General features: G+C 60.2%; 13 protein-coding genes. All 13 read left to right on the forward strand.

Features of this window, described 5'->3' with window-relative positions:
• Window positions 1–94 precede the first annotated feature (94 nt).
• Entirely contained in the window at window positions 95–598 is a 504-nt protein-coding gene (gene tssB / locus ACIPIJ_RS14450; protein WP_401077518.1) for a type VI secretion system contractile sheath small subunit, read from the forward strand.
• A gap of 60 nt (window positions 599–658) precedes the next feature.
• The gene (gene tssC, locus ACIPIJ_RS14455) at window positions 659–2149 is read left to right on the forward strand and encodes a type VI secretion system contractile sheath large subunit (protein ID WP_401077589.1); all 1491 of its coding nucleotides are present in this window, start codon (window positions 659–661) and stop codon (window positions 2147–2149) included.
• On the forward strand, window positions 2146–2556 hold the full coding sequence (gene tssE, locus ACIPIJ_RS14460; RefSeq protein ID WP_401077520.1) for a type VI secretion system baseplate subunit TssE: 411 nt from the start codon (window positions 2146–2148) through the stop codon (window positions 2554–2556). Before tssC ends, tssE begins: the two co-directional genes overlap by 4 nt.
• A 3-nt stretch (window positions 2557–2559) precedes the next feature.
• Window positions 2560–4326, forward strand: coding sequence for a type VI secretion system baseplate subunit TssF (gene tssF, locus ACIPIJ_RS14465; RefSeq protein WP_401077522.1), 1767 nt, complete (start codon window positions 2560–2562; stop codon window positions 4324–4326).
• Complete coding sequence (tssG, locus tag ACIPIJ_RS14470; protein ID WP_401077524.1) at window positions 4290–5306, forward strand: type VI secretion system baseplate subunit TssG; 1017 nt, start codon at window positions 4290–4292, stop codon at window positions 5304–5306. Before tssF ends, tssG begins: the two co-directional genes overlap by 37 nt.
• Window positions 5303–5875, forward strand: a complete 573-nt coding sequence (locus tag ACIPIJ_RS14475; RefSeq protein WP_401077526.1) for an FHA domain-containing protein — start codon at window positions 5303–5305, stop codon at window positions 5873–5875. The genes tssG and ACIPIJ_RS14475 overlap by 4 nt, the downstream gene beginning before the upstream one ends.
• Window positions 5872–6669, forward strand: a complete 798-nt coding sequence (gene tssJ, locus ACIPIJ_RS14480) for a type VI secretion system lipoprotein TssJ (protein WP_401077528.1) — start codon at window positions 5872–5874, stop codon at window positions 6667–6669. The genes ACIPIJ_RS14475 and tssJ overlap by 4 nt, the downstream gene beginning before the upstream one ends.
• A gap of 46 nt (window positions 6670–6715) precedes the next feature.
• Window positions 6716–8053, forward strand: a complete 1338-nt coding sequence (gene tssK / locus ACIPIJ_RS14485) for a type VI secretion system baseplate subunit TssK (protein WP_401077530.1) — start codon at window positions 6716–6718, stop codon at window positions 8051–8053.
• Window positions 8054–8126: 73 nt separating this feature from the next.
• Window positions 8127–8912 (forward strand): type IVB secretion system protein IcmH/DotU, encoded by a 786-nt coding sequence (gene icmH, locus ACIPIJ_RS14490; RefSeq protein WP_401077590.1) that lies wholly within the window; start codon window positions 8127–8129, stop codon window positions 8910–8912.
• Between the two features lie 135 nt (window positions 8913–9047).
• Window positions 9048–9575 carry an Hcp family type VI secretion system effector gene (locus ACIPIJ_RS14495; protein ID WP_401077532.1) on the forward strand — a complete coding sequence of 176 codons (528 nt, stop codon included), beginning with the start codon at window positions 9048–9050 and terminating at the stop codon, window positions 9573–9575.
• A 74-nt stretch (window positions 9576–9649) separates the two neighbouring features.
• The gene (locus ACIPIJ_RS14500; protein WP_401077533.1) at window positions 9650–11809 is read left to right on the forward strand and encodes a type VI secretion system Vgr family protein; all 2160 of its coding nucleotides are present in this window, start codon (window positions 9650–9652) and stop codon (window positions 11807–11809) included.
• A 2-nt stretch (window positions 11810–11811) separates the two neighbouring features.
• Entirely contained in the window at window positions 11812–12726 is a 915-nt protein-coding gene (locus ACIPIJ_RS14505; RefSeq protein ID WP_401077534.1) for a DUF4123 domain-containing protein, read from the forward strand.
• Window positions 12727–12730: 4 nt separating this feature from the next.
• The coding region (locus tag ACIPIJ_RS14510; RefSeq protein WP_401077535.1) for a toxin VasX at window positions 12731–13426 on the forward strand (696 nt) is incomplete at its 3' end.

A 13426-nucleotide genomic window follows, 5' to 3' on the forward strand; every position in this document is an offset into this window, starting at 1 on the left:
CACCCATATGTAGGACCCATCCTACACACGCAACTTACAAATACAGCCACATACAAGAAATATCCTACAAACAAGACATGGAGCCATACCGCCAATGTCAAAAACCACGAATTCTGTTGCACCTAAAGAACGTATCAACATCAAGTATGTGCCTGCCACAGGTGACGAACAGGCCGAGATCGAGCTGCCGCATAAAATGTTGGTGATGGGCGACTTCGGTCTGGATGACAGTCGTAACCTAGAAGACCGCCAGCTGTTACGAATCGACAAGCACAGCTTCAACGGCGTTCTGAAAGATGCACAAGTCAGCCTGCAGATTTCCGTTCCGTCCATGCTCAGCAAAGCGCTCGAGAGCGAGTTGGCGGTCAGCCTGCAGTTCTCATCAATCAACGATTTCGGCCCGGACCAGATTGCCCGCCAGGTTCCAGAGCTGTGCAAACTGCTTGAGTTGCGTGAAGCGCTCGTGGCCTTGAAAGGCCCGCTGGGCAACGCTCCAGCCTTTCGCAAGCAGCTGCAGCAGATGCTGAACGATGCCCATGCACGCAGGCAGCTTGCACAGGAATTGGGCCTGGCGCTCGAGGCTCCGTTAGCAGACTGAAGCGTGGATCAGCCAGCCGCCTGCCCTTTTGCAGGCCGAACAAGACAATGGAGCGTCCCGATGCCAACGCAGAACATTACGACCCTCACCGCCGACCTCGCCACCGAGCCCACAGGTACCCCAGCACTGCTCGACCGCATCATGGCCGAAACAATGTTGGTGCCAACACACGAAGGGTATCAAGTTGCCAGGCAGGGTGTTGCCGCTTTTATTTCCGAGATATTGAAGAGCAACGAGCAAGAGCAACTGATCAACAAGCACCGTGTCGACCAGATGATTGCCGAGCTGGATCGCGTGCTCAGCAAACAGATGGACACCATCCTCCACCAGCCCGACTTCCAGAAACTCGAGTCCGCTTGGCGCAGCCTAAAACTCTTGGTTGACCGCACAGACTTTCGCGAGAACATCAAACTTGAAGTCCTGCATGTCAGCAAGGAAGACTTGCTCGACGACTTCGAGAATGCCGCAGACATCACCAGCAGCGGACTTTACAAACATGTCTATACCGCAGGTTATGGCCAGTTCGGCGGCGAACCCGTCGCGGCAATGGTCGGCAATTACAACTTCGGCCCTGCTTCGCCCGACATCAAACTGTTGAGCTATGTCGCGTCAGTGGGTGCCATGTCACACGCCCCGTTCATCACCGCGCCGGCTCCCGAGTTCTTCAACCTGAACAGTTTTGAAGACCTGCCCAACCTGAAAGAGGTCAAAGACATTTTCGAGGGCCCACGCCATGCCAAATGGCGGGCCTTCCGCGACAGCGAAGACTCGCGCCACGCAGCATTGGTCGCACCACGTTTCATGCTACGACCCGTTTATGATCAGCAGGAGCAGCCAGTCAGCAGTTTCAACTATGACGAAAACATCGATGGCCAGCATCAGCACTACCTGTGGGGCAACGCCGCCTTCCTGATGGCCAGTTGTATCAACGACAGCTTTGCCCGTTACCGCTGGTGCCCGAACATCATTGGCCCGCAGTCGGGCGGAGCGGTGGAAGACCTGCCCGTTCACCTCTATGAATCCCTGGGCCAGCTGCAGGCCAAGATACCGACCGAAGTACTGATCTCCGACCGCAAGGAGTTCGAGCTGGCCGAAGAAGGCTTCATCGCCCTGACCATGCGCAAGGACAGCGACAACGCCGCGTTCTTCTCGGCCAATTCGGTTCAGAAGCCCAAACACTTCCCGAAAACCCCCGAAGGTCTGCAGGCACAGACCAACTACAAGCTCGGCACCCAGTTGCCCTACCTGTTCATCGTCAACCGGCTGGCGCACTACATCAAAGTGCTACAGCGCGAGCAGATCGGCAGTTGGAAAGAGCGACACGACTTACAGGCCGAATTGAACAAGTGGATCAAACAGTACGTTGCCGATCAGGAAAACCCGTCCGCCGACGTGCGAAGCCGCCGCCCACTAAGAGCGGCCAGGATCGAAGTCTCCGACGTTGCCGGCGATCCGGGCTGGTATCAGGTTTCACTCGCTGTGCGCCCGCACTTCAAGTACATGGGCGCGAACTTCGAGATCTCACTGGTTGGCCGGTTAGACCAGCAATGAGTGGCCTTTTCGACCGGCTCACGGCACAAGTACCGTGCCGCCCCGAGCAACGTCGGAACGAGCAGGCCGGGCATACGTTCGAGGTGATCAAGCGCCATCTCGAAACGCTGCTCAACAGCCGTCGGGGCTGCTCGCAGAGCAGCCCCCAACTGGGCTTGCGTGACCTCAATGGCTATGACTTGAGCAGCGGTGATCTGCTCCAGATGGTGAGCGCCGATATCCGCAACACCATCGAGTGTTTCGAACCACGCATCCAGGTACGGGCATTGAAAGCCGTGCCGGACGCAGGTGCCCCACTGCAACTGCATTTTCGGCTGGATTGCCAGGTACTGGTGAACAACCACGCGGAACAGTTGCAGATCGAGCTGCTGGTAAACGGCAACAACCGCTACACCCGAGTGAGGTAACCCATGTCGTTGAAAGATCGTTTCAGCGAAGAGCTACGCTATTTGCGCGAATTGGGTGCCGATTTCGCTCAGGACAATCCGCAGCTTGCGAGGTTTCTCGGCAGCACGAGCAGCGACCCGGATGTCGAGCGCCTGCTCGAAGGCTTTGCCTTTCTCACGGCCAAGCTGCGCCTCAAGCTGGAAGATGACCTGCCGGAACTCACCCATGCCATGTTGCAAATGCTCTGGCCCAACTATCTGCGGCCATTGCCCAGCGCCACGATCATCCAGTTCACACCTCAGAAGCAGTCCCTCAGCCACACGCACAGCGTGGCAAAGGGGGCGCGCCTGTTCTCCCAGCCGAAGGACGGTATCGCCTGCGAGTTCCGTACCTGCACCGAAGTGAAACTGCACCCGCTCGCTATCGCTAATGTCGATGCCACCCAGACCCTCGACAATTCAATAATCCGCATCGACCTCGATTTGCTGGTTGAGCGCCCTTTGAGCTCGCTGGGGTGCGAACGTCTGGACTTACATCTAAGTGGAGAAGACCGCTGCGCGCAAACCCTCTATCTGTGGCTGTCGCAATACCTCAAGCATATCGACGTGACGATCAACGGCGACGTGCGCCGTTTACCCGCCAGCTGCATGAAATTCCCCGGTTTCAGCCCGGACGAGGCCTTGCTGCCCTACCCGCAGAATGTCTTCGACGGCTATCGAATCCTGCAGGAATACTTCATTTTCCCCCAGCGCTTTCATTTTGTCAGCCTGACGGGCCTGGACAGGCTCTGGCCCTCCCAGGTCAGCCAACAGGTGCATATCGAGTTTCACTTCAGCCGCCACCTACCCAAGACCATACGCATCGGCAAGGGCGATTTCAGCTTGTTCTGCACGCCCGCAATCAATCTGTTCAAACATGATGCCGAGCCCATCGACTTGTCTGGACGCACCAGCCATGTGCCATTGAAGCCTAGCGGCCGGCATCCCCATGCTTACGAGATATTCAGTGTCGATCATGTGATCAGTACCCGAACGACAGAAGACGGTATCCCCGGCGAACCGCTGAGGGCCTTCCGTTCATTCGAGTCATTCGCCCATGAGATTGAGCATGTGCAGGGCCGGACAGCGCTGTACTACCGCTGCCAGATTGAACAGTCACTGCGCGGAGATGGCGTCATTCATCGCATAGGCTTCGTCCGCGCCGACGAAAGCGCTTATATCGGTGCGCTCGAGACAGCCTCTATCGAGCTGACCTGCAGCAACAGGGACCTGCCGCTGAGCCTGGGGATTGGTGATATCAGCCTGATCACAGAGCTCACTCCGCCACTGGCAGACTACCGCAACATCTGCCGCCCTACCCGCCCTTGCCGCCCTGTGCTGGATGGGCAATTGCAGTGGGCATTGATTTCCAACCTGTCACTCAACTACCTGTCGCTGTTGTCGACAGAGCCACTCAAGGCCGTCATCGGTGCCTACGACTTCGCAGCCTTGCACGACATCCAGCAAGCCCGCTCCACGCGCAAACGCCTTAACGGCATCCGCGAGGCGCACAGCGAGCCGCTGGACTGGCTGATCAAGGGCCTGCCCATCCGCGGTCTGCGCACTCGATTGAAACTCGACCAGGGCGCCTTTCTCTGTGAGGGCGATCTGTACCTGTTCAGTTGCGTGCTCTCTCACTTCTTCGCCCTGTACGCCAGCATCAACTCCTTCCATCAACTGGAAGTGATCAACACCACCAACAACGAGCACTACACATGGCCATTGCTGACCGGCAGACAGCCGTTGATCTAGCCGATACGCTGCTCGCCGAAGCACACCAGCACCATTTTTTTCAGTTGCTGGAAAGGCTGCATGGCTTGCACGGTGACAACCTCGAACCACGCTGGCCAGCCCCTGCCACCAGGCTGCGGGTACGGCTCGCCAGCGATCCGCGGCTGGCGTTTCCGGTATCGGATGTTCTGAAAGCCACGCGACTGCCCGGCCAAGATGACCGATATCAGGTTTGCACTACGTTCCTGGGGCTGCACGGCACGGATTCACCGCTGCCCACTTATTATCAGGAACAGCTCGCCTACGAGCATGCGCAAGGGATCGGTGTACGCCCGGCCTTTTTCGATTTCTTCAACCATTACCTGCTCAGCCTGCTGCACCGAATCTGGCGAAAGTACCGCTATTTCATACGCTTCCAGGCCGGCGCCAGCGACCAGTTCTCGCAGTATGTGTTCGCCCTGATCGGTCTCGACAATGCCCAGCTGCGGGGTAATACGGCGTTGCCCTGGAGCCGCTTGTTGAGCTTTTCCGGGGTGATTGCCAGCCGCAGCCGTGCGCCTGGGACAGTGGCCGGGATCATTGCCCACTGCTTCGATCTCACACACGTGCAGATCCGCGAATTCGAGGCGCGGTCGGTGCCCATGGCCGCCAGCCAGACCGTGAGCCTGGGTCTTGGCAACGGCTGCCTGGGCAGTACGTTCATAGTCGGCACCCGCACACGGACCCGCAGCAGCAAGTTCACCATCGTCATCAATGCCCTCGACCAGGCCCAGCTGCGAGCGCTGCTGCCCAACGGCGTCAACTTTGGCCGATTGCGCGCGCTGATCGACTTCCTGCTGCGCGATGGCTTGGCCTACGACCTGGAACTTGGCCTGAAGCAGAACGCGTTATCGCCCTTCTGCCTGCACCGTAGCGAAGGCGCGCACTTGGGCTGGACCAGTTTCGTCGATGACCAGCATGGCGTCTTCTCTCCTGTGGTACGCATCAGGGGGCGCTCATGAAGAGCTTAACCCTGAGCATTGGTAATCTCGAACAGCTGCAGCAGGGTGTAACGACTCGCCATCAGTTCGACCGCCGTGGCGGCACCATCGGCAGTCAGGGCGCAGACTGGCTGATTGCCGACCGCGCTCAGGGTGTCAGGCCGATCCACTGCGAGATTCGCTGGATCGAGGGCAGTTTCTGCGCCATCGATTGCAGCAACCAGACCTTCCTCAATGGCAGCCTGCTGAGTCTTGGGCAGCAACCACCCGTACGCCTGCGCGAAGGTGATCAACTGCGTATCGGCGCTTTTCGGTTACAGGTTCATTACCCTCAGAGTCCGGCCACTAGCGCCTCACTGGAGGTCCTGCTCAGACCTGAGCACCGGAAACTCGACGCCTGGCTGGGCGATACCGCAATCATCACCGCGCGTGGCGAGGACAAGGCATTGCAGCCGCCCCGCGTCGATATCTGTGACACCTTCAGGCTGGAAATCGGACGCGACCCTCTGGCCGCGCTGGAGGCAACGCATTCTACAAAACCTTCACGACAGAACAGCGTGCAGCGGCTCATCACCGGAGAGCCGTCATGAAGCGGCTTGCACAGATATCTGCCCCCTTGATCCTCGCCCTCGCAGGCGTTTCAGGCTGTACGACTTTGAGCAAAGTTGGCCAGGTGATCATGGACCCCTCCATTCCCGTGGGCGCCTTGAGTGACCAGCCAACCGAAGTCGCCTACAGCCTGAACGCCAGCCCGACGCTCAACGGTAACCCCAATAGCCTCGAACTACCGAGTGAACATGAAGGTGAACTGGAGCCCAGTCCCTATGCGGTAACGCTCAGTGCCGGCGATCCCTATGCCCTGACCGAGAAGGTTGGAACCTTGCTCGATTACCTGCGAGAACAGTTCCCGGCCATGTCTCGCCTCTCGGAGACCGAAGACGAAGAACCGGCCTTGGCCCGCTCTCCTCTGGAGGAAGGCACCCCCGGCAGCTACGGCGACCCGACAGTGGTGCTCGACTTGCCAACCTCCAGACCCCGAGCGGCTGAGCAGATCGCTACTCCCATCGCCATCAAGATCCTGCAACTGCGTGACGACTCGCTGCTGCGCAACAGCGTTCATCAACTGCTGGACCAGGACCCAGCCAAGGCGCTGCGCAGCACCTTCATCCGCGACGACGATTACCTGCTGGCCCCGGGCCAATTCAAGTTCATACGTTTCGAGCCAATCCATGCCGACACCCGTTTCATCGCTGTGATCGCCAACTACCGTGACCCGCATAACGCCACGTGGCAGCAAGTGCTGCGCGTGGAGCCGCGTGGCCGGCAGATCGTGCTCTCGGTGCTGATCAATGACACGCACCTCGTGCTCAAGGAGGAAAGCTGATGTTACCCGAATGCCTCCCTACCGACTCTAGCCTCCCGGAGTATCCATGAGTTCACGTAATCCAGTCCTCTGGCCCGAGGGCCTGTTCGTCAAGCCGCAGCATTTCCAGCAATCGGTGCGGGCCAGCGAGGCGGCTTTCCAGCAGCGCCTGAGTAGTATCCATTCTGACTTCTTCGGTTTCAGCGAGTTACAACTCAACGATGAGTACCTTAGCCTTGGCAAGGTCGCCATTACCCGGGCACGGGGGATCATGCCGGATGGCACGGTGTTCGATATTCCCGGTGACCTTCCGCCACCGCCTCCCCTGGAAATCGACGACAGCGCGGCCCAGAACAGCGAGGTGTACCTGTGCCTGCCGCTGCGCAGCGAAGGTGGCAGGGAAGTCAGCTGGCCGGACAATCCTGCCAATTTTCGCTACATCGCCCAGGCGCAGGAAATCAAAGATACCCACACCGCTGACGGCGATCTGGTGCAAGTCGATCTGGCTGTCCCCAACCTGCAACTCAAACGCCAGGCTCAAGACAGCAGTGCCTACACGCGTCTGGCCCTGGCCCGGATACTCGAACGCCGCCCTGACGGCAGCCTGCAACTCGACGAAACATTCTACCCCACGTGTGTTTCCGTGCGCGCCGTGCCAGCGCTCAAGCGCTTTCTCGACGAGATCACTCACACCTTACGCGAACGCGCGCGCAACCTGGCTGCACGCATAGGCTCATCGAGCCAATCCGGCGTCGCTGATATTCGCGACTTCAATCTGCTGCAAGCCATGAACCGCTGGTGGCCGTGCTTTCAACACCTGGCGAGGCAGCCTCAGTCACATCCGGAGCAGCTCTATCTCGCCATGAGCCAGGCCTGCGGCGAACTGGTGACGTTCACCGATGAAAACAGGCTGCCGGAAGAGTATCCGGCTTATCTGCACACGTCCCTGCACAGCTCTTTCAGGCCCTTGGAAGCAACGCTGCGCCGCACGCTGAGCACCGTCCTGCAACCTCGCGCCATCTCCCTGCCGCTGAAGTGGCAACAGTATGGCGTGATGACCACGACACTGGATGATCGCCGCCTCATCGATGAGGCGGACTTCATCCTCGCCGTGCGCGCCAGCCTGCCACCGGAAACCTTGCGCCAGCAGTTCGTGCACAAAGCCAAAGTGACGTCGCTTGAAGCGCTCGATGACCTGGTGCCCCTGCAACTACCCGGCATTCCGCTACTGCCTTTGCCGGTAGCACCGCGTGAACTGCCCTTCCATGCAGGTTTCAGCTACTTCGAGCTGGACCGGCGCGATCCCGCCTGGCAGGCCATGAAAGACAGCAACGGCTTTGGCTTACATGTGGCCGGCGATTTCACAGGCCTGGAGCTGCAATTCTGGGCCATCAGGAGTGAATGAAATGGACAATGCGCAAAACCCTGCCAATCACCGTGCAAATGCGAGCAGTACCGAGCTGCCTGGGCAACTTCGAATGCCCAAAACCAGCGATACACATGCCACATCAGGCGCAGACGACCCCATAGCCGAACCCATGTTCGAAGGGTATCCCGCCGACCCGCAGTTCCAGTTGCGCGGCGGTTTCAAAAATCCAATGGTCGATGCGGCGATGCCCCTGTTCGGCATGGTAATGCGCCTGCGAAAGCTCGACTCACTGCCCAATATCGTCGACGTGCACAAGCAAGTGCATAACCAGGTCACTGCGATTGTGCAGGAGATGGAACAGCACGCTTATGAGCCTGCGCACCTGCTGGCCTATTCCTACGGCCTGTGCCTGTATCTCGATGAGGCGGTGATGAGCAGGCCCTGGGGCAAGAACTCCTGCTGGAGCCAGCGCCCGTTGCTCAGCGAGTTCCACCATGAAACGTGGGGCGGAGAAAAAATCTTCACCGTTCTGTCGCGAATGATGCAGGAGCCCAAGCGCTACAGGGACGTTCTGGAGTTCATGTACTACTGCCTGTGCCTTGGCCTGAAGGGCAAATATGGCATTGAGCCAAAAGGCGACGAAACCCTACAGGCATTGATCGTCAAGCTTTACGGGATCATCCGTGAGTTGCGCGGCCCAGTACCGGAGCACCTCTGCGACCCGCTGAGCAATGTCGCCCCGCGCAACTTCCGCATGCGCAGGCAATGGCCCTGGTGGACACCCCTGGCGATATCAGCCGTAGGCATGGTGGGGCTTTACGGCTACTACCGCTACCGCTTGCACCTGATCACCACAGAAGTGCTGGAGTCGCTCAATCACATCCTGCAGCAGTAGCTGGCCCCCCACTGACACACAACCGCATTTGACGAATTGGCGGGGCCCCTGCCTCGCTTGAAGTCCATCGTCCCCGATGGCCGCGCCGCCTCTGGCGTGCGTGTTTCACCCACATGGACGCAGGAGAAATCTGCCATGCCAACACCCGCTTACATCACCATCGAAGGAACAACCCAAGGCAACATCACCGCTGGTGCATTTACCGCCGACTCGGTAGGCAACATCTTTGTCGAAGGTCACGAAGACGAAGTGATGGTGCAAGAAATAGAGCACCGCATCACTGTTCCCACTGACCCTCAAAGCGGCCAACCCACAGGGCAACGCGTGCACAAGCCACTGGTGTTCACCTGCTCGCTCAACAAAGCCGTGCCGCTGATGTATGGCGCCCTGTCCAGTGGCGAGATGCTGCCAAAAGTTGCAATCAACTGGTATCGCACTTCGATCGAAGGCAAACAAGAACGCTTCTTCACGACCACACTGGTGGACGCCGTCATCGTGGATATCAACCTTGTCATGCCTCATGTCCAGGACAAGAACAACGAGAACTTCACCCAGCTCGTCAAAGTGTCGATGGCCTACCGTGGCATCGAATGGGAACACATCACGGCGAGCACCGCAGGCTCAGATGACTGGCGTAAACCTTTAGCGGCGTCCGCAGCTTGACCTGACCACATTGTTGCCGGGCAGGGCTTCCTGCCCGGTCTTCCCGCATTCTCAGACGGCGGACAGGAACACCCATGCCTAGCCAATCCGATCTGCATTACCGCTTCCAGCCCCTGGTCGGCAACGCCGATTTCGACGTGGTGTCGTTCACCCTCGAAGAAGGCCTGAGCACGCCGTTCACCCTGACCGTGGAACTGGTCAGCCACGCCGACGATGTCGACTTCGGCCACCTGCTCGACAAACCCGTGCTGTTCACCCTGCTGCGCAACCAGCGCCCGGTGCGCTACGTGCACGGCCTGGTCAGCAGCTTCAGCCAGGGCGACAGCGGTTTGCGCCGTACCCGCTACCGCGCGGTGGTCGAGCCGCAGCTGGCCCGCGCCGGCCTGCGCTCCAACTGGCGCATCTTCCAGCATAAAAGCGTCCCGCAGATCATCGAGCTGATGCTCAAGCGCCAGGGCATCACCCGCTACGAATTCTTCACCTACGCCGACCATCAGGTACGCGAGTTCTGCGTGCAGGCCGGTGAAACCGACCTCGACTTCATCGCCCGCCTGGCCGCCGAAGAAGGCTTCGTCTACCGCTTCGAGCACAGCGACACGCAGCACAAGCTGCTGTTCAGTGACCGCGTGGTGGCGCTGGGGCTGATCAACTACGCGGTGATCAAGCACGAGGACGAAGGCTTCCACGAAGAACAATCGGACGGCCCCATCGCCGTCCTCTACCACGCCAACAGCGGCGGCGACCAAGCCCAACCCTGCCTGCGCCGCGTGCACTACCGCGAGCAGGTGCGCAGCACGCGCCAGGTACAACGCGAGTACACCTTCACCAACCCGGCCTATCGCCAGGAGCATGCCGCCGTCACCTACGACGTGCCCGAGAACGCCACCGAATACGAACGCTTCGACTACCCCGGCCGCTACAAGCGCGATGCCGTCGGCAAACCGTTCACCCAGCACCGCCTCGCCGCCCTGCGCCACGACGCGCGCCTGGCCGAAGTCGAAGGCGATGACATGCGCCTGCAACCGGGCCTGGGCTTCAACCTGATCGGCCACCCGCGTGACAGCCTCAACGCCCACTGGCGAGTGAGGAACGTGACGCACACCGGCACCCAGTTCACCAGCCTGCAGGAAGACGCCGCCGGGGCCGAGCGCGGTACCCAATACACGCAAAGCGCCGTGCTGATCCCCGGCCGCACCGAGTGGCGCCCCGCGCCCCTGGCCAAACCGCGCGTCGATGGCCCGCACATGGCCACCGTGGTCGGCCCGCCCAACGAAGAGATCTACTGCGATCAGTGGGGCCGGGTAAAAGTCAGCTTCCCGTGGGACCGCGAAAGCAACAACAACGAGTTCAGCTCCTGCTGGGTACGCGTGTCGCAAGGCTGGGCCGGCGGCAGCTGGGGCGCGATGGCCATCCCGCGCATCGGCCAGGACGTGATCATCCAGTACGTCAACGCCGACCCGGACCAGCCGATGATCACCGGCCGCACCTACTGCGGCAACCAGCTGCCGCCCTACGACCTGCCCGAGCACAAGACGCGCATGACCCTCAAGAGCCAGACCCACAAGGGCGATGGTTTCAATGAACTGCGTTTCGAGGATGAGCTGGGGCGGCAGGAGGTGTTCATCCATGCCGAGCGGGACCAGAACAACGTGGTCAAGCACGATGAGACCACGCAAGTCGGCAATGACCGCAGTGAACAAGTCGAACATGACGAGACGATCAGCATCGGCCACGACCGCATCGAAACGGTAGGCAACGATGAACGCGTCAGCATCGGCCAGGACGCCTTCGTCAATGTGGGGCGTAACCACACACTCAACATCTCCAAGGACCGCGTAGAAACGATTGGCAACCATCGCCAGGATCAGATAACCGCCAACCATTCCATAAAGATTGGCGGCAACCTGGAGCAGCAGGTCGAAGGCCATGCAGCACTGGAAGCCCGCATGGAAATCCGCAGGCGCACCCGCCGCTACGAACTTCGTGCCGCAGACACGCTGGTGATCCAGGGCCCTGGCGGTTTCATCCGCATAGATGAAACCGGCATCACTCTGGACAGCCCGACCATACGCATCAATGGCGACCTACTCAAGTCAGCAGGCGGGGCCGACAACCCCTTCTCCCTCAACAGCGCGCCGATCAGCGGCGAACCACTGGACCGTCTGTGCGGACGCCGCCCCGATGGCAGCTGCGCCTTGGCCGATTGCCGCTGCTTGGGAGGCCGTGGGGTATGACAATGGAACGTTCGCGACCAGGGACCTGCGACAAGCCGCCCAGCGTGCTCTACGACAACCGCTTTGTACTATTGATGGCGCGCGAAATTGAACACTGGGGCCTCCGACCGATGCCCCAGGAAGGTCAACCGATACCCGCCTATGCCCCATCAGTGCTTGAGCTGATCGATGAAGTGACCCGCAGTGTTGAACATGCCTGGGTATGGCAACACACAGTCATGGATGACGAGCATGAGTTCGGGCCATTGCTGGTGGACATTGCCCAAGTCCCGGAGCTGCTGCGCCATGCCGTTACGCACTGGGCGCCCATCGGCGCAGTCATCGCGCTGGATAGCACTGCCAGCCTGACGGCGCTTTGCGAGCACTTCGCCAGCCTTGTCCAGGTCTCACTTGAGGACCAGCAACCAGCTACTCACCAGATCAAGCCTGACCATCTCGGCGCGTGGCTGAACGCGCTTGCTGAGGACAATTGCACAACCTGGCTTGGGCCGGTGTCACGCCTGACATGGCGAGTCAACTGGGGGCCCGCCCATGCGTGGCAGCAACTCGAACGCAACCCGGCCGCGATTCGCCCCAGGTCCGCCCCGGCATTGGCTTTGCGACAGGATGAACTTGGCCGGCTGCAAGCCGGCATGCACGAGCACTTTGTGCTCAGCCTCGCCCATGAGCTGTTGGTCATGCCCCAGCATGCCGAGCGAGCCTTGCCGGATATTCGCCAATGGATCGAGGCACTCATACCGCAACTGAAAAAACTCAATTTCCAGGACGAAAAAGTTGCAGGGCAATTCATTCGCCTTGTGGGGGGGCACATGTGGCTGATGAGCAATGACGAGGCCGCCAGCCTCTACACCAATCTCGACGAGTCACCACAAGGCAGGCTCCGTGAGTTGCAAGCACTGATCGACAGCAAGGAGTAGCCCCATGACTGACGCCTCCGTGAGCCGCGCCACCTCAATCCCCGCTTGCAGCGCGCGCGTGCCCATCCTGCCGGTCCGCTACGCCATCGTGCCGCGCCTGGGCGATGCCCCGGTGTGCCGCTATGCCGATTCGGGCTTCGAACTGGAACAAGGCTTTGCCCCCCTGCAGCAGTCCTCCTACACCTTGCGTGCACTGCGCCCGGGTTATGTGTACGTGTTCATGAAAGGCACCCACGGCGAGAAGCTGGTCATCCACGAGTATGACGGCGAGGGTCGTTACAAGGAGCTGCGCTACCGAGGGCTGGAGGGCTACCAACGGCGCGACCGCTACCTGTCCGGCCCGTCGATGGGCTGGGTATGGGCCGACACCTGCGCGGACACCGCCAAGGAGGTCTGGATCGGCTACAGCCCGCACCTGTGGACCAACGCCATGACCGCCCGCATCACCGCCTCCGTCGCGCTGCGCCAGCGGCACCTGCGCCAGCTGGACATGACCGAACTGGTCGCAGGTAACCAGGCGCCCTCCTCCCAGCCGCATGTACTCCCGGTCAGCGCCCTGAAAACCTGGGTCGAGGACTTCAAGCCCCAAGACCGGCGCATGTCGTTGGCCTGGAGCAGCCTACCGCGTACCGAGGCCCTGCCCATCGGCAGGCTTGGCGCCATGGCGCGGCATTACCCCAGTACCCAACCGAAAATCCCC

Source organism: Pseudomonas sp. NPDC087185 (assembly GCF_044744955.1).
Lineage (GTDB): Bacteria > Pseudomonadota > Gammaproteobacteria > Pseudomonadales > Pseudomonadaceae > Aquipseudomonas.